The organism is Chitinimonas naiadis, assembly GCF_054780835.1.
This window is the reverse complement of record NZ_BAAGVO010000002.1, coordinates 343607-359282: the sequence shown is the minus strand read 5'-3', so window position 1 is coordinate 359282 and position 15676 is coordinate 343607. Positions and strand designations below refer to the sequence as shown.

Here is a 15676-nt window from a genome sequence, read left to right as displayed (position 1 = left end):
CTCAGACCTTGACCAGCAGTTTGCCGCGATGCTCGCCGGTGAATAGCTGGTTGAGGGCGGCGGGCAGTTGCTCGAAGCCTTCGACCAGGGTTTCTTCGAACACGATTTCGCCGGCCTGGACCCAGGGGGCAACGATGCGGGTCATCTCGTCCATGCGGTGGACGTAGTCGCGGGCGAGCATGCCCTGGATGGTGGCGCGCTGGTAGAGCATGTGGTGCAGGAGGCGTGGGCCGAGGTCTGGGGTATCGAGCCCGCCGGAATACTGGCTGATCTGGCCACAGATGACGATGCGGGCGCGGCGGTTGATCAGCGGGATGACGGCATCGGTGACCATGCCGCCGACGTTGTCGAAGTAGACATCGACGCCGCCGGTAAGGGCCTGGATGGCGGCGGAGAGGGTATCGGCATCCTGGTGGGATTTGTAGTCGATGGCCCAATCGGCGCCGAGAACATCGCGCAGCCAGGCGCATTTGGCGGCACCGCCAGCGATGCCGAGTACCTTGCAGCCGTGGCGCTTGGCGTATTGCACGACGAGGGAGCCGACGGCACCGGCGGCGCCAGAGACGACGACGACTTCACCGGCGTGTGGCTTGCCGGATTCTGTGAGGCCGAACCAGGCGGTGCGGCCGGGCATGCCGAGTACGCCAAGGGCGGTGGTGACCGGGGCGATGGTGGGATCGAGCTTTTGCAGGGCGCTGGCGTGGGCCTTGGTGTGGGTCTGCCAGCCCAGCATGCCGAATACCCAGTCGCCTTCGACCAGGCCAGCGGCGTTGCTGGCCAGGACCTGGCCGACGACGCCGGCGGATTGCACGGCATCGAGTGGGTGTGGGTCCGGATTGTAGGTGGGCTTGGCGGACTGGTTGATGCGCATGTAGGGATCGACGCTGATATAGCGGGCGGCGATGAGGACTTCGTCCTGCGCGAGGGTGGCATCCAGCGGCTGGCTGACGAGCTGGTAGTGATCGGCACTCACGAGGCCGGTGGGGTGTTGGCGGTATAGCCATTGCCGGTTCTGAAGGGTGGACATGGTGCGGCGCTCGATGGATGGGTAGGCTGGCATCATCGCGCATGATTTGATTCCACAAAAGCAACAAATAATCAATAATTGTTGCCTGTTGAGTATCGAATTCATGCCATGGAATTATCCGATCTGCGCCTGTTTGTGATTACCACCCGGCATGCCAGCCTGCAGGCGGCTGCCGAGGAGGCGTGCGTCACGCCCTCTGCCTTATCGCGCGTGATACGGCGGCTGGAGGAGGACTTGCATACGCCGCTGTATGACCGGGTGGGAAAGTCCTTGCTGTTAAATGCCGCGGGCGAACGCTTGCGGCTGCGGGCGCTGGCCTTGCTGCAATTGGCGGATGAGACGCGATCGGAATTCGCCGGGGCGGATGCGAAGTTGCATTGCCGGGTTGCGGCGCCGCCCATGCTGCAATGGCGCTACGGGCCGGATCTGATTGCCCGGCTGGGTGCGCGACATGCGGAGAGCACGGTCTCCTTCCGGGCCTTGTACGAGGAGGAGGCCTTGCAGGCGCTGCAGCGTGGCGAGGTGGGCTTTGCGCTGGTGACCGGCTTTGTGGTGCACGGCATGACGGGGACGCCGCTGGCGCGGGATATCGAGGCGATTCCGATTGGGGAGATCACGATGCAGTTGGCGGCGGGGCCGGGGCACCCGCTGTTGCGCGAGGCGCGGGATGGCCGGGTCAGCACCGCGCAGGTGCTGGCGCAGGACTTTGCTTGCCCCAGCCATTCGCTGCTCTGTGGGATCAACCGGGGGAGTCGATCAGACGGGTGGCGGGACGACCAGTTGCCGCGCCGTATCCGCTACTGGGTGGATGACTTGCAGGTGCTGTTGACGCTGGTGCGTAATGGTACGGCACTGGCGTATCTGCCGGACTTTGCTTTGCAGGCGCCGGACCTGGTGCGGCTGCAGGTGACGGATTGCCCGTATGACTGTAGCGAGTCGACCTTTTTGCTGTGGCGGCCGAGCGTGGCGAGTGGCTGGCAGCGGCAACTGGTAGCGGGATTGGCGACGTCCGGTTGCTGATGAACCGGTGGTGGTTCACAAACCGGGAAGTCATCGCTATACTAACGGGCTGTATCTGATCGCAAGGTCAGGCACATTGTGTGCCGATGTAGCTCAGTTGGTAGAGCAGCGCATTCGTAATGCGAAGGTCGTCAGTTCGATTCCGATCATCGGCACCAATCCGTTTGTTGAGAAAGGCCCCTCCTGCGAGGGGCCTTTTTCTTTTGGTCTGACGGAAGTTTGACAAGATTCAACCGAGCCCGATCAGCATGGCTAGCGTCCATACGAATCCGGAAGTATGGCGCGCTGGGGTAGGATTGGTACTGACTTGCCTGTACCACTAAACCACGAACGCCAGTTTGGTTTGTGCCATCGCTAGAGTGTATGGGGAAGGGGGGGCCATCGTCATGTCGATTCGGCGCCACGCGGGTGCGAGTTGCTCGAAGCAGCCGTAGACATACTAGCGCGAATGACAGCGTTGATTTTCATGGCGGTATGGTGCGGTGCTCCCGGGCCTGAGGTGTTGGGTCGGCGCGACCTTGATGGGGTGTGAGTTAATCACGACATACCCCATATGGTGGATGTGCTAAGACCCTAACCTCAAGTAGGATCCTTGCCTGCTTTCAAACTCAAAAAAGCAGTGAGCCCAATGTTGAATCAATATGAAAATAAATATCAAGGCCCCATTCAGGGAGATCAACAAATCACCGCCGCCCCAGGTAGTTATAAAGGGCATCAACCCGCATCGGGTTTGATTAATTCCAGGCAAAAACAATTTGGGGAAATGCAAGCACTTGCCGATAGATACTCCAACTCAATTCACCCTATACAACTAGCTAGGAAAAAACCGAAAAATCAGCAGAAACGCCTGCTGAATTCTTTAATGAAACAGAAGCAGACCTTCTATCAAAATCCATGACGGAGGTGAATTCTTTTTTCGAACTTGACGCAAGTGATCACATTGGTAAATTAAAAGATGACGGGGATCGTAAGCAAATGGAAGAAGCATGCCTATTGATTAATTCCCTTCTCGCCAAAAAGAGTTCTGCAGCAACAATTGAAGGACTAATCCCAAATTCACGTCTAACCAGCTGTGGCGACACGGCAGATATTATCTTAGAAGTACTTTCCGGCCCAAAATCAGTGGACCGTGTGTATAAAGAAAATAACGAAGGCATACTCCATCGCTATGATGCATCAATCCCTTTGAATCGCGGGATTTACCGTTTCACTTCGATTCACAACCGAGGCAACACAGGAGATCATGCCTTTATACTAGTGGCTAGAGGTGAGGAAGACAATAAAAAATTTGACCTGTATGAATCGAACGCATACGGGCGTAAAAATGAATCCTCACAAGAAATGGAAGCGACAAGCATTTCCTTCTTGCCAATCAGTAATTTATTTAATAAGGACCCTATGAAAAAAGACGAAGCAAAAAAAAAGCAGCTCAGCCACACCAGAACAAATTTGAACGAAGAAGAAGCAAAAAATTTAATCAAGAAGATGCAAGATAAAAATACACTTATTTTAGGTTGGAACTATTTTTACGTCCCACCCAAGCCAGAAATTGTAGATCAAGAAAATGCAGATCAAGAAAATGCAGATCAAGAAAATGCAGATCAATGCTGCACTATTCAATGATGAGCTTCCTGATGAATAATCATAGCGTATTTAGTCATCTTAACAGTCACGTCGCAGCTCCCTTGATAGTAGAGTGAGCGGCTTAGGGTAGATCGGACAGCACCCTTTGGTCGCGAAACGAGGTTGTTGTCGAAATACTCCTCCTCACCTATCAAATATCTATCGCATGGAATTCCTCACTCGTGCCTTGTATGCGAAGTTGTTGGTGCCATCGGCACCTTGCAACGTCCGCGTGAGTCTTGGGGGTGTCGCTAAGACAATGACGTATCCATCAAGCGCCAGCTAGTTCTCGCCCACTCCCTTTGATCCCCCATCGGGAAACCCTGATGGGCCTCCCTGCGCTTCAAAACCCAGAAAACGCATACGACGGCCACCTAGGTGCCTAAGCTGCGGCTCGTAGAGGTCAGGCCACACCCAGGCAGCGAGGAGCCATCGATCTGAAAGGTCAGTTGGCGCGTGGTTTCGACAATGCTGAAGGTTATCGAGCCAATGAACAGCGACTTCTGCCAGCTTCGATCGGCAATCCGAGCACCATCACGGCGGAGTTAGTAGAGGGCGATTAGCATGGCAGTATGCTAGCGCAAAGGGAACGAACGTTCACCATTCGCTAATCGGCGGGGATAGTCTCGACGGGTCCGACCGCGAGCATATCCTTGGGATTGTTCACAGGAATCACCAGCAACTCATGACGTAGCACCGGCAGCAACAGGTGCGCGAAGGCTTCTATCTGTTTGAAGTTGGGATCTAACCACATGTCGAAGTCGGCAGGCTCCAGCATCAGCGGTAAGCTTTTGTCATGGATGTGGGTAACTCTGGGGTGTGGAGGTAGCGTGATGATCGAATAGGCTGGCACCAGATCCTCGCCAAACTGGTACAGCTGGTAAAGCCCGCCGAAAGCGATGGCTCGATCGCCCAATTCGAGCTGATAGCACTGCTTCTTGCCGTCCTCACCGTCCTTCCACTCATGCCAACCCGTCGCCGGGACAATGGCCCGCTTGGAACTGTAGAGCTTCCGCCAAAGCGGGCTGGCCGTCAGGCGATCGGATCTGGCGTTAAAAGTCTTAAACTTGGGGTTGGGCCGATACCCACCCGCTGCCTTGGGCTCAATCAGTGCGGACCAGTAGCCCGTTGTGAGTTTTAGCTCGCCATCGAGCTCCGCAACAAAGTCGCCCTGACCGCCAGGGGAGATATTCAGACGAGTTGTAGGGTATAGCTTGACGCCAAGTAGCTCGCAAAGCAGCTGAACTTGGGGACTATCGGAAATGTTGTATCGCCCGCACATAGGTGCAGCCTAGCAAATCGCAGGCTCGCCACAACGATAATACTTTAATCAGTAGCTGCTTATGCAGCATACCCCGCCCCACCCGCGAGCACATGGGCAAATCCCCTATCTGGAGGATGCGGCGCTTCGAGCAGGGGGCTACTATCTCTCTTCTAATGCTCCGTCCTGGTTGCTTGGCTAATGACAAGAAAACAGGCGCGATGACCACCGCCATTACATGCGTATTGTTTCAGGCCGTTACCGATTGCAGTCAACGCCGGGAGAACACAATGTATGAACGCAGCAAGAAATCGAACGCTCCGCCATCCAGTAGCCTGCAACGTCAGAACCGCAGTGCCTCCCCGCTGGCCGATCTCGCATCCGTATCGCAGTTGAGCAGTCTTGCCAGCCAGCATCCTCATAGTGCCCGGTTACAAGGCATCCAGTTGCTGGCGAATGACCGCATGGCGGCGGGGCGTTTGGGCGCCTTGCAGAGAAAGGCGGATGCTGCCGCGAAAAACAATTCTGGACTCCCTGCCCAGCTCAAGACGGGCATAGAGTCGCTTTCGGGCATGAACATGGACCATGTGAATGTCCATTACAACTCCGCTAAGCCCGCGCAACTGAATGCGCATGCCTACGCGCAAGGGAGTGATATTCACCTTGCTCCGGGGCAGGAACAGCATCTACCCCATGAGGCCTGGCACGTTGTGCAGCAAGCCCAAGGCAGGGTGAAGCCCACGGTGCAGATGAAAGGCGGGGTGCCTATCAACGACGACGCAGGTCTGGAGCATGAGGCTGACGTCATGGGTGCCAAGGCCCTGGCAAGCCAACCTGCCGCTGGCGGTGGGGTGCCGCAATTGCAAAGCCGTACCGGTACTGCAGACACCTTGCAGCTTTATAGAATAGAGGCGGCCACGGGCATCCAAGGTGGGAATTATGTGCGCGGTAGCGCTTCCATTCATTTGCACATTGATATCGGTAAGAAATCCCACCTGAAAATCGAGGGTGACAGCATCAATATTGCAACTTCGGGCGGCCTACTCTCCAAAGTTAAAATGACTGAGGCTATCGTCAAATTGCTGGAGTTCAAAGAGTCAATAAAGACGGATCTGTCTAAAGCAGGCCGTTCTGCCGTGCCCATCCAGGACTGCATAGACTGGCTGGTTGAACAGGGTGCCACGATGCCCGAGCCTACCGCGGCCTCATCCGAGGAGGAGGTTGCCGTGATCGAGGAAGCGACGGTCCTTTCGACGCCTGGCAACGCCGATGACCCTTATGGGATGGGCAGTGCTGCCAAAACGAGCAATTCGGAAAACAAGGGCAAGACAGACGAAGATTTCTGGTTATAGGCGTTTGTTGTTGTGGCGGCGCAGTGGCATTGGTCCTCATGTTTGACCTGCACTGCGCCGCCTTTCATTGCATGCTGGTATTAGCAGCACCCTCTCTTCCATACCCAGGCTCCAACCTGCTATCGGTTAACGCCAGGCTGAGTACGTCCCATATTCGAACATGCTAATGTCATTTTTGGCATGCTTTCTGCTTGGCAAAATCTCCGCAAAAACAGACCTTTTGATAATACCGGTATCTATCCTGTCATGCTTTTTTCTTCTTTAAAATTATTGCCTTATGTTTTTTAAATTACATTGGCATAAATATTTTCCGAATCACTTGAATACATATTTAATACGTATTACACATTGGTATTGTAGTCACCTTAACCTGCGAACAAGTGGCATGCATGACCGGGTGACTGCTCATCGAATGAGTGCCCCCTGTCATCAACTAGGAGATGGATAAGATGTCTGTTACCAAGTTTGCGCGTGGTCCCAGCAAGATTGCATTGGCGGTGATTCCGGCCCTGTTGGCCGCTAGCGTGTTCGCTGCCAATTACCCGGCCTGGAAGCCGGATACCTACTATGCCGCAGGTACGATTGTTTATTATCAGGGCCGGGATTACCGCGCCCTTGTGAACCAGACCGACTACAGCAGTGCAGGCTGGAACCCGACCAATGCCAGCCTGTGGACGGACCTGGGGCCGGACGGCACAGCACCGACACCGACACCGACACCGACGCCCTCCCCTACTCCCACACCGACGCCGACACCTACCCCCACGCCGACACCGAGCCCGGGTAGCGGCTGCTATCTGGCCTGGGACAGTGCCAAGGCCTATAACGGCGGCGACAAGGTGACCTACAACGGGGTCAACTACACCGCGAACTGGTGGACGCAGGGCCAAAACCCGGCGACCAGCAGCGGGCCGGCCGGCAGCGGCCAGCCCTGGACCAATAACGGCAACTGCAGCGGTACCCCAACGCCGACACCCACGCCAACCCCGACACCTACTCCCACGCCGACGCCAACCCCGACGCCCTCGCCGACGGGTCTGGTGTTTGGGCCGTACAAGGACATTACGGTCAACATGAACTGGAATACCACGGTGATCTCGACCGCGGTGACCGGTACGGCGCAGCCGGTGTTGAATGTGCTGCCGGCCAAGGCCAAGGTGATGACTTGGTCGTTTGCGACCGGCGAGTGCGGGACCGAGACCTGGGGTGGCCTGACGCCGACCGCGGTGGCGAGCGCCAATGTGCAGAATTTTGTGAATGCCGGGAAGTTCTACATCCTGTCTACCGGTGGTGCGGCAGGGTCGTTCAGTTGCGGGACAGACGCGGGCTTCAACAAGTTCATCAATACCTATAACTCGGCCAACCTGCTGGGCGTGGACTTTGATATCGAGGCCGGCCAGAGCCAGGATACGATCAACAACCTGGTCAAGCGGGTGATCACGGCGCAGCGTACCTATCCTAAACTTCGCTATAGCTTTACCCTGGCGACGCTGGGTGGGAGCTCGCCGCAGAGCCTGGGCAATGCGGGTGTGATGACCATGCAGGCGATCAAGTCCTATGGCCTGAGCAACTACATCATCAACCTGATGGTGATGGACTATGGCAGCACGACGCCGACCAACTGCGTGATTGGCAGCAATGGCAAGTGCGACATGGGCCGTTCGGCGATCCAGGCTGCGATCAACCTGCACAACTACCACGGCGTGCCGTACAGCCAGATCGAGCTGACGCCGATGATCGGCGGCAACGATACGATAGATGAGACCTTTACGCTGGCGGATGTCGCGACACTATCGACCTTTGCCAAGCAGAATGGTCTGGCTGGTGTGCATTACTGGTCGCTCGATCGGGACAATGATTGCGCGCCGGGCTATGCATCGCCGACCTGTAACAGTTATGGTCAGGCCGGACGACTGGGTTTCTTGAACAGCTTCATTTCCAACCTGGGCCTGTAAGGACGGGTAGCATCCAGTGGGGTCGGCCCATGAGGGCCGGCCCTGCCGGTGACGGTTATTCAGACAGGGAGGCAGGCATGCCCATCTTCGACGACGCCTGGCGCATCTGGCTGGCAGACAATATTGCGCGGGGATGCAGCCCGGCATCCATGCAAGCGGCCATGGAGGGCGCGGGCTTTGACCGCGCTACGGCACAGGGTGCGATACAGGCGGCGTTGAGTCCGGCCAAGGTCGTATCGGCACCCAGGGGCTACCAGTACGATGCCATGCCGATTGCTGCGGGCAACCGGATCGACGTGGGTGACCGCGAGGTCCAGGTGGTGATGCGTTGCGAGCAGCCGCAGGTGGTGGTGTTTGCGGATTTCCTGTCGCATGAGGAGTGTGATGAGGTGATCGCCCGCTCACGGCAGAAGCTGGCGCGGTCGACCACGGTCAACCCGCTGACCGGCGAGGAGGATGTGATCGAGCGGCGGACCAGCCAGGGGACGTTCTTTGGTCGTTGCGAGGATGAGTTCATCACTCGGCTGGACCGTCGGGTCAGCCGGTTGATGCAATGGCCGCTGGAGCATGGCGAGGGCTTGCAGATACTGCACTACGAGCTGGGCGGCGAGTACCGGCCGCATTTTGACTACTTCCCGCCCGAGCAGGCTGGCAGCGCCTTGCATCTGGCACAGGGCGGGCAGCGGGTGGCGACCCTGATTGTTTATCTCAATGATGTCGCCGGTGGCGGCGAGACGATCTTCCCCGAGGCGAAGCTGGCGGTATCACCACGCAAGGGGGCTGCGGTGTATTTCCGCTATTGCAACGGCCAGGGCCAGTTGGACCCGCTGACGCTGCACGGTGGTGAGCCGGTCGCGTCCGGCGAGAAGTGGATCATGACCAAGTGGATGCGGCAGCAGCGTTACGGTTAAGAAGATCTGGAGAGCATCCCAGCCTGGAAACTCATCTCACCGCCCGGCACAGCCGGGCGCTAGTCTGCATCCGGACATTGAGGATTCCTTGCTGATTTCAACCCTACACCCCCCGCCCTCGCCGCCGCGAGGGAGCCTCGCCCAGGCTCGCGACCAAATTTCTCATCGATTGCTCGGCAAAGTCTCGGGTTCAGTAGCACCCCTTGCGTAGATCGGCATCCTTGCCGAACCAGCGATCACTGATGCCGATGCTGCGGGATACTTCGTCACAGACGTAGCGATGGTCGGCGGCACGTCGTTCTGCGGCACGTTGCATGGCGTCCGTGTCCTTGTAGAAGGGTTCGGCCGCTACCGGCAGGCCGGCCGCCTTGGCTTCCTCCACCAGGATCTGCAGGTACTCGGTCATATGTGATGCGGTGTAGGGATTGGTGTCGTGGAAGGTGGCGATCACTGGTACGACGCCGTCTACCTCGGGCAGCTCACCGCGGGCGTAGACCTTGGCGGTGTTTTCCAGCTGCATGTGGAGGTGTGCCCGGCGGCGCATGCTGACTATCCAGCCGTAGATCTTGCCATCGTTGGCGCTAAGGTCGGTCAGCAGCATGCCCAGCCCCATGGACTGGTAGATGGACTGGGTGGCGTCGGTGTAGCTCCAGTCTGGCGGGCGGACCAACGTGGCGGGGCGGGCACAGGTGGCGTCAATGGCGAGACGGGCGCTGATCAGCGTTGTCGTCAAGGTCGGGGCATCGAACTGGGTATGCGGGATATGGCCGCGCGTGCTGCCGGAGTGGACTTCCAGCAGGTGCCCTGCGGCACAGGTATCGCGCATCAGTTGCTTGCCGGCCTCGCTACCGCCATGGGCATAGTGAGCGGTCTGCAGGAAGAACATTGCCTTGATGCCGGGCATGACCGGATTGCGTTCCAGCTGCGCCAGCACCTGCTGGGTTGGTTCGCTGTGCCAGACACTGGGGCCGTCGTCGAACGTCAGCAGGAAGCGGATGGGTGCGGTGGGGGCCGCCAGTGCCGATGTTGCCAGCAGGAGGCTGGCAACACAGGCCAGCGGGCGGTGTGTGTGACGCACGACGGAAAGGAACGGAGTGAACATGGGCAACATCGGCTAGGCGGCGTGTCCTGGGGCGGTGGTCTGTCCAGGGCCTACAGCGGGAATCTATCGAATATGAAAACGGTGCCAATCGGTGGCTACCGTGGGCCAGTCTCCTGGCCAGTGTGTGACGAGTTCGTCCCACCGCCGGGTGGCGAGCGAGACGGCCAGGCCTTGCCCGGCAAAGCACCAACTGGCGACATCGGCCTGCGATGCCGGCGCTGGTTCGCTGCCTATATGGCACAGGTTGGAGAGGTCGAACGGTGCGCCTTCTCGCTTGAGCCAGGCTTCCTTGCGGGTCCATAGCGCGACAAAGTGCATCGCCCGTTCGCTCTCGGGCAGGGCCTGCAGTGTCGCATACTCGCGGGCATCGCAGACCAGCTCGGCCATGGAGAGCGTGTCGCGCTGCGCTTGTACACGCTCCACATCCAGCCCCAGCGGGCTATCGCCGATGGCGCAGGCGATCCACCCGCCAGTGTGCGAGAGCGACAGGTGCAAATCAGGATAGCCGACGATATGCGGTTTTACCCCGGCATCGGCACTGATCTGCCAATCGGCCGCCTGCCCTCCCAGCGCCTGGTGAAGCAGATGCCTGGCCAGCCAGCGGCCGGCCAGGAATTGCTCGCGCCGCGCCGGGCGGGAAATCTGTGCAAGCCGCGCCGATTCGGCATCCTGCAAAGGCAAGGCGCCCACCTCAGCTTGTTCGCGGTTGAGGCCAGCAAGCGAGGCGAGCGCCAGGTGGAGCATGATCTGCGGCTTACTCGGGCTTGGCTTCGGCGATCTTCTCGGTCGGAGCGGGGATTTCCTCCAGCTTGAAGGAAGGATCGACCACCCACTTGCTCAGATCGGCACCCAATGCCTTGGAGCAACGATCAAGAATCGAGCAGGTGCCCTTGAAACCACCCCACATTCCACCGGTGGACCAGCGATTCACCCGGCCAGAGCGGGTGACCTTGCCGTTCTCGACCAATTCGGCATAAACGGTGATGGCCTTGGGGCCACTCCAGGCACCGCCACCTACACCCAGTACGTGGGAGATCTGCAAGCGCAGCACGGCGGCGTCGCCCGCTTCTGCGGCCGAGGCCACGGTGCCGTTCCCGCCCTTGTTGACCTTTACCAACGCAGCGCCGACGTCACGCGTCAGCATTTCCTCGATCTTGCATTCAGTCTTGACCGAATCCACGACGCTAGCGTTCGCGTGGTAGGTCACCGGTGCTTCCAGCAGTACTTTGTCCGCGGCCAGAGCGCTCGCAGCGTGGGCCAGTACGGCCAGCAATAGCAGTTTCTTCATGATGGTTTCCAGAATGCCCACGTACCGAATCAGGGTAGCGTGATTGTCGGTAATGACTTAGTTGTTGATCTTGGCGTAGGTGCCCTTGAGCGCAACACCGATCACGAAGGTGCCGGCGTGGCATTCGAAGGTGGTGTCGCTACGGGTTTCGTTCTTCTTGTAGTAGCTGACCATGTCGACCACCGCATTGGCGCCTTCGCGCTTGGCGGAGTTCTGGAAGTTGATCAGTGCCGACAGCGCAGCCCACTTGCAGCCGAACTCGTCATCCTTGCCCAAGCCGTTGGTCTTCGGGTTGGAGACGTCATCACCCAGGGTCTTGATGACCTTGGGGGTTTTCTGGCCAGCCAGGTAGAACTTGACCGAACCGTCGAGCTTTTCCTTGGCTTCCGGCATGGCCAGCACGTCGGCCAGGGGGATGTTCAGTACGGTGTCGCGCGCCATGGCGGGTGCGGCCAGCGCCGCTGCGGTCAGGGCAATTGCCAGGGTCTTCTTCATTACTTTCCTCCTGTTGCAGTTGAAATAAACAATGGGTCAGTCAGGCCAGCGGCGGAAGATCAACGAGGTGTTAATGCCGCCGAAGGCGAAGTTGTTGCTCATCACGATATCGGTGTCGAGCTCACGCCCTTCGCCGACGATGTAGTCGAGCGTGCCACAGCGCGGGTCGACATGGTCGAGGTTGAGCGTGGGTGCGAACCAGCCGGTGCGCATCATCTCGATCGTCATCCAGGCTTCGAGCGCGCCACAGGCGCCGAGCGTATGGCCCATGAAGCTCTTGAGCGAGGAGATGGCGACCCGCTCGCCAAAGACAGTGTGCGTGGCCTGGGTCTCGGCCACGTCGCCGTGGTCGGTCGCCGTACCGTGCGCGTTGACGTAAGTGATGTCGCTGGGTGCGAGCCGGGCGTCGTTCAGGGCCAGTTGCATGGCGATGCCCATGGTCTCGGCATTGGGCTGGGTCACGTGCCGACCATCGCTATTGGTGCCGTAGCCGAGGATCTCGGCGTAGATGGTCGCGCCACGGGCCTGGGCGTGTTCCAGTTCTTCCAGCACCAGCGTGCAGGCGCCTTCGCCCAGTACCAGGCCGTCGCGCGCGGCATCGAACGGTCGCGGGGTCAGGTGGGGGGTTTCGTTGTGCTTCACGCTGGTGGCAAACAGGGTGTCGAATACCGCCGCCTCGGTGGCGTCCAGCTCCTCTGCGCCACCCGCCAGCATGGCGATCTGCTTGCCGGACTGGATGGCCTCGAAGGCGTAGCCAATGCCCTGGCTGCCCGAGGTGCAGGCGCTGGAGGTGGTGACGATACGACCGGTGATGCCGAAGAACACGCCGATGTTGACCGCCGCCGTGTGCGACATCATCTTGATATAGGTGGTGGCGTTGATGCCTTCGGTGGTCTTGTCGCAGATCATGCGGCCGAAGTCGCCGATGGACGCCGGGGTGCCCGAGGACGAGCCGTAGGCGATGCCCATCTGGCCGCTCTTGACCAGCGGGTCGTCGAACAGGCCGGCATCCAGCAGGGCCAGCTCGCTGGCGCGCGTGGCCATGACGGCGACGCGACCCATGCTTCGCAGGCTCTTGCGGTTGTAGCGCTCGTGCGGCAGCTCAAACGGTGCGGCAGGCACGCCGACCTGGGTGTTCAGCCCTTCATAGCCGGCCCACTCGCCCATGACCTGGACGGCATTGCGGCCAGACCTCAATCTTGCTTCTACCGTTGCCCAATCATGCCCCAGCGGGCTGATGGCGCCAAAACCGGTTACGACGACGCGCTTCATCCCACCATACCTCCGTTGACCGAAATGACCTGCCGCGTGATGTACGCCGCATCTTCACTCATGAGAAAGGCCACCGTGGCGGCGACTTCCTCGGGCTTGCCCATGCGCTTGGCGGGGATGATCTTCATCGCCTCCTCCTGCACGTGCGCCTCGATCATCTCGGTATCGATCAGGCCGGGCGCTACACAGTTGACCGTGATGCCACGGCTGGCGAGTTCGACCGCCAGGGCCTTGGTCGCACCGATGATGCCGGCCTTGGCGGCGCTGTAGTTCACCTGGCCACGGTTGCCCATGATGCCGGAAACGGATGCCAGCGTAACGATACGGCCTGGCTTGCGACGACGTACCAAGGGCATGGTGAGCGGGTGCAAGACGTTGTAGAAACTGTCCAGATTGGTGTGGATGACGGCGTCCCATTCCTCCGCCGGCATGGCAGGGAAGGCATTGTCGCGGGCGATGCCGGCATTGCAGACCACGCCGTAGTAGCAGCCATGCGTTTCGACATCGGCCAGCAGGACCTCGGCGGCGCTGGCACGATCGGCTACATCGAACTGCAGCACGCGGACCTCGCGGCCCATGGCGCGGATCTCGCCAGCGACCTGCTCGGCTTCATCCAGCCGGCTGCGGCAATGCAGTACCAGATCGTAGCCCTCACGCGCGAGGCGCAAGGCAATGGCCCGGCCTATGCCACGGCTGGAGCCGGTGACCAGCACGGTTTTGTCATTCATTACTGCTTCCCTTCAAGAATTCATCGGCATTGGCCGGTTCAAACACGGTCAAGGCCGCCGTCGCTACAGCGACACCTTCTACCTCGATACGGCAACTGAACTGCCCCAGGCCGTTATAGGCCAGGAATTCACGCTGCACGTGGACATGCAATACCTCGCCGAGCTGAAACTGCGGACGGGTACTTTCATAACGGCGGCTGCCCAGCAGGAAGCCCACCTTGGGCGAACCTCCCTGCAGGCGAGCCTGCCAACCCGCCCAGGCAGCCACTGCCTGGGCCATGTATTCGATGCCAACCCAGGCACCGACGCCGGTCCCGTCGAAGAACAGGCTATCGGTACGGATGGTGACCTCGGCCAGCAGGCCGTCGCCGTCGCCTTCCACGGCGCGGTCCAGCAGGCGCATTTGACCTGCGTGCGGCACGATCTCGGCAATGGGGTGATGAATGGCTACCCGCATCATGCCCTCCCCAGTATCACGCTGGCATTGCTGCCTCCAAAAGCAAAGGAATTGCTGAGGGCGTAATCCAGCGGGCGACCCAGCGCTTCGCCGGCGCGCACCACGTGCAAGGCCGGCAAGGCCGGGTCCACGACGCCATCCCACCAATGTGGCGGCAGCAGGCCTTCGGGATTGTCGGTCAGTGTCAGCCAGCACAGGGCGGCTTCCAGCGCACCGGCACCGCCCAGGGTGTGGCCGGTCAGCGGCTTGGTGGAGCTTAGGGGCAGTTCGCTGCCGAACAGCTCGGCCACGGCCAGGCTTTCCATCGCGTCGTTCTGCGGCGTCGCCGTGCCGTGCAGGTTCAGGTAATCGATGTCCGACGCTTGCAGCCCGGCGCGGGCCAATGCCTGCCGCATGGCGGCAAGCGCACCACGGCCATCGGGGGCCGGGGCGGAAATATGGTGTGCATCGGAAGATTCTCCCCAGCCGGCCAGCCGGACCGGGCCGGGCTCGCGCGTCGCCAGGAACAGCGCGCCACCCTCACCGATATTGATGCCGTTGCGATTGAGGCTCAGCGGATTGCAACGTGCGTCGCTGACCGACTCCAGCGAGGCGAAACCTGCCACCGTGAAGCGACACAGCGCATCCATGCCGCCGGTGATCACGGCATCGGCCATGCCGGCCTGCAGCAGGCGCGCGGCACTCGCCAGCGCCTTGGCACTCGACGAACAGGCGGTGGAGATCACCAGTGCGGGACCGGTCACGCCCAGCCAGGTACTCAGCGCCATGGCCGGCGAACCCATCTCCTGCTGGCCGATATGGAAGTCCGGCGTCAGCACACCGTGGGCCATGTGGTGGGCGATTGCCGCCTCCCCTTCGCCGATACCCGAGGTACTGGTACCCAGCACCACCGCGACCCGATGCGCGCCATAGCGGGCCACGGCGGCGTCGATGGCCGGGCGTATCTGCAGGGCGGCGGTCAGCAGCAAGGCATTGTTACGGCTGCGCAGGCTGGATGGCAGCACCGAGATGTCGGCCAACGGCGTGGTGACCGCGCCGACGCAGAGGTGACGCCCGGGCAACATGGCGTCCGTCGTGGTCACCCCGGCGGGCTCGGCGGCGAACAAGCCGCGGCGCACCGCCGCCTTGTCCGCACCCAGCGCGCAGATCACACCCAGTTCATTGAGATAAACAGCTGCCGACATC

The 15676-nt window shown here is 60.0% G+C and carries 16 protein-coding genes and 1 tRNA gene; 7 read left to right on the top strand and 10 right to left on the bottom strand.

What is annotated here, in order from left to right:
* Position 1: 1 nt before the first annotated feature.
* Positions 2-1027 carry an NADP-dependent oxidoreductase gene (locus ACYVHK_RS04000; RefSeq protein ID WP_460527841.1) on the bottom strand — a complete coding sequence of 342 codons (1026 nt, stop codon included), beginning with the start codon at positions 1025-1027 and terminating at the stop codon, positions 2-4.
* A 108-nt stretch (positions 1028-1135) separates the two neighbouring features.
* Between ACYVHK_RS04000 and ACYVHK_RS03995 the strand changes: the two genes are divergently transcribed.
* The 4 genes from ACYVHK_RS03995 to ACYVHK_RS03980 all read left to right on the top strand — a co-directional run bounded on the left by ACYVHK_RS03995 (position 1136) and on the right by ACYVHK_RS03980 (position 3670).
* Positions 1136-2047, top strand: a complete 912-nt coding sequence (locus tag ACYVHK_RS03995; RefSeq protein ID WP_460527839.1) for a LysR family transcriptional regulator — start codon at positions 1136-1138, stop codon at positions 2045-2047.
* An 82-nt stretch (positions 2048-2129) separates the two neighbouring features.
* Positions 2130-2205: transfer RNA gene (locus ACYVHK_RS03990), tRNA-Thr, on the top strand.
* A gap of 434 nt (positions 2206-2639) precedes the next feature.
* Positions 2640-2945: a hypothetical protein gene (locus ACYVHK_RS03985; protein ID WP_460527837.1), complete on the top strand. Its 306-nt coding sequence runs from the start codon at positions 2640-2642 to the stop codon at positions 2943-2945.
* Entirely contained in the window at positions 2942-3670 is a 729-nt protein-coding gene (locus tag ACYVHK_RS03980; protein ID WP_460527835.1) for a hypothetical protein, read from the top strand. Before ACYVHK_RS03985 ends, ACYVHK_RS03980 begins: the two co-directional genes overlap by 4 nt.
* A 607-nt stretch (positions 3671-4277) precedes the next feature.
* Here the strand turns inward: ACYVHK_RS03980 and ACYVHK_RS03975 are convergent.
* Positions 4278-4952, bottom strand: coding sequence for an SOS response-associated peptidase (locus ACYVHK_RS03975; RefSeq protein ID WP_460527833.1), 675 nt, complete (start codon positions 4950-4952; stop codon positions 4278-4280).
* Between the two features lie 269 nt (positions 4953-5221).
* Here ACYVHK_RS03975 and ACYVHK_RS03970 point away from each other — a divergent pair, with 269 nt between their 5' ends.
* The 3 genes from ACYVHK_RS03970 to ACYVHK_RS03960 all read left to right on the top strand — a co-directional run bounded on the left by ACYVHK_RS03970 (position 5222) and on the right by ACYVHK_RS03960 (position 9149).
* Positions 5222-6283, top strand: coding sequence for an eCIS core domain-containing protein (locus ACYVHK_RS03970; RefSeq protein ID WP_460527831.1), 1062 nt, complete (start codon positions 5222-5224; stop codon positions 6281-6283).
* 449 nt (positions 6284-6732) lie between these two features.
* Positions 6733-8238 (top strand): carbohydrate-binding protein, encoded by a 1506-nt coding sequence (locus tag ACYVHK_RS03965; RefSeq protein ID WP_460527829.1) that lies wholly within the window; start codon positions 6733-6735, stop codon positions 8236-8238.
* A 77-nt stretch (positions 8239-8315) separates the two neighbouring features.
* A complete protein-coding gene (locus tag ACYVHK_RS03960; RefSeq protein ID WP_460527827.1) occupies positions 8316-9149 on the top strand; it encodes a prolyl 4-hydroxylase family protein in 834 nt (277 codons plus the stop codon).
* Between the two features lie 190 nt (positions 9150-9339).
* Here the strand turns inward: ACYVHK_RS03960 and ACYVHK_RS03955 are convergent, their stop codons facing one another.
* The 8 genes from ACYVHK_RS03955 to ACYVHK_RS03920 all read right to left on the bottom strand — a co-directional run bounded on the left by ACYVHK_RS03955 (position 9340) and on the right by ACYVHK_RS03920 (position 15675).
* Entirely contained in the window at positions 9340-10251 is a 912-nt protein-coding gene (locus ACYVHK_RS03955) for a polysaccharide deacetylase family protein (RefSeq protein ID WP_460527825.1), read from the bottom strand.
* A 63-nt stretch (positions 10252-10314) separates the two neighbouring features.
* Positions 10315-10995 (bottom strand): 4'-phosphopantetheinyl transferase family protein, encoded by a 681-nt coding sequence (locus ACYVHK_RS03950; protein WP_460527822.1) that lies wholly within the window; start codon positions 10993-10995, stop codon positions 10315-10317.
* A 10-nt stretch (positions 10996-11005) separates the two neighbouring features.
* Positions 11006-11539 (bottom strand): hypothetical protein, encoded by a 534-nt coding sequence (locus ACYVHK_RS03945; protein ID WP_460527820.1) that lies wholly within the window; start codon positions 11537-11539, stop codon positions 11006-11008.
* 57 nt (positions 11540-11596) lie between these two features.
* Complete coding sequence (locus tag ACYVHK_RS03940; RefSeq protein WP_460527818.1) at positions 11597-12034, bottom strand: hypothetical protein; 438 nt, start codon at positions 12032-12034, stop codon at positions 11597-11599.
* 36 nt (positions 12035-12070) lie between these two features.
* Complete coding sequence (locus ACYVHK_RS03935; RefSeq protein WP_460527816.1) at positions 12071-13306, bottom strand: beta-ketoacyl-[acyl-carrier-protein] synthase; 1236 nt, start codon at positions 13304-13306, stop codon at positions 12071-12073.
* On the bottom strand, positions 13303-14034 hold the full coding sequence (gene fabG, locus ACYVHK_RS03930; RefSeq protein WP_460527814.1) for an SDR family oxidoreductase: 732 nt from the start codon (positions 14032-14034) through the stop codon (positions 13303-13305). Before fabG ends, ACYVHK_RS03935 begins: the two co-directional genes overlap by 4 nt.
* Positions 14027-14491, bottom strand: coding sequence for an ApeP family dehydratase (locus ACYVHK_RS03925; RefSeq protein ID WP_460527812.1), 465 nt, complete (start codon positions 14489-14491; stop codon positions 14027-14029). The genes fabG and ACYVHK_RS03925 overlap by 8 nt, the downstream gene beginning before the upstream one ends.
* Entirely contained in the window at positions 14491-15675 is a 1185-nt protein-coding gene (locus tag ACYVHK_RS03920) for a beta-ketoacyl-[acyl-carrier-protein] synthase family protein (RefSeq protein ID WP_460527810.1), read from the bottom strand. Before ACYVHK_RS03920 ends, ACYVHK_RS03925 begins: the two co-directional genes overlap by 1 nt.
* Position 15676 lies beyond the last annotated feature (1 nt).

What these genes read in the sequence shown, in the direction of transcription:
- ACYVHK_RS04000 (WP_460527841.1), bottom strand. Translation starts at nt 1,027, where the DNA reads ATGTCCACCCTTCAGAACCGGCAATGGCTATACCGCCAACACCCCACC.
- ACYVHK_RS03995 (WP_460527839.1), top strand. Translation starts at nt 1,136, where the DNA reads ATGGAATTATCCGATCTGCGCCTGTTTGTGATTACCACCCGGCATGCC.
- ACYVHK_RS03980 (WP_460527835.1), top strand. Translation starts at nt 2,942, where the DNA reads ATGACGGAGGTGAATTCTTTTTTCGAACTTGACGCAAGTGATCACATT.
- ACYVHK_RS03975 (WP_460527833.1), bottom strand. Translation starts at nt 4,952, where the DNA reads ATGTGCGGGCGATACAACATTTCCGATAGTCCCCAAGTTCAGCTGCTT.
- ACYVHK_RS03970 (WP_460527831.1), top strand. Translation starts at nt 5,222, where the DNA reads ATGTATGAACGCAGCAAGAAATCGAACGCTCCGCCATCCAGTAGCCTG.
- ACYVHK_RS03965 (WP_460527829.1), top strand. Translation starts at nt 6,733, where the DNA reads ATGTCTGTTACCAAGTTTGCGCGTGGTCCCAGCAAGATTGCATTGGCG.
- ACYVHK_RS03960 (WP_460527827.1), top strand. Translation starts at nt 8,316, where the DNA reads ATGCCCATCTTCGACGACGCCTGGCGCATCTGGCTGGCAGACAATATT.
- ACYVHK_RS03955 (WP_460527825.1), bottom strand. Translation starts at nt 10,251, where the DNA reads ATGTTCACTCCGTTCCTTTCCGTCGTGCGTCACACACACCGCCCGCTG.
- ACYVHK_RS03950 (WP_460527822.1), bottom strand. Translation starts at nt 10,995, where the DNA reads ATGCTCCACCTGGCGCTCGCCTCGCTTGCTGGCCTCAACCGCGAACAA.
- ACYVHK_RS03945 (WP_460527820.1), bottom strand. Translation starts at nt 11,539, where the DNA reads ATGAAGAAACTGCTATTGCTGGCCGTACTGGCCCACGCTGCGAGCGCT.
- ACYVHK_RS03940 (WP_460527818.1), bottom strand. Translation starts at nt 12,034, where the DNA reads ATGAAGAAGACCCTGGCAATTGCCCTGACCGCAGCGGCGCTGGCCGCA.
- ACYVHK_RS03935 (WP_460527816.1), bottom strand. Translation starts at nt 13,306, where the DNA reads ATGAAGCGCGTCGTCGTAACCGGTTTTGGCGCCATCAGCCCGCTGGGG.
- fabG (WP_460527814.1), bottom strand. Translation starts at nt 14,034, where the DNA reads ATGAATGACAAAACCGTGCTGGTCACCGGCTCCAGCCGTGGCATAGGC.
- ACYVHK_RS03925 (WP_460527812.1), bottom strand. Translation starts at nt 14,491, where the DNA reads ATGCGGGTAGCCATTCATCACCCCATTGCCGAGATCGTGCCGCACGCA.
- ACYVHK_RS03920 (WP_460527810.1), bottom strand. Translation starts at nt 15,675, where the DNA reads ATGTCGGCAGCTGTTTATCTCAATGAACTGGGTGTGATCTGCGCGCTG.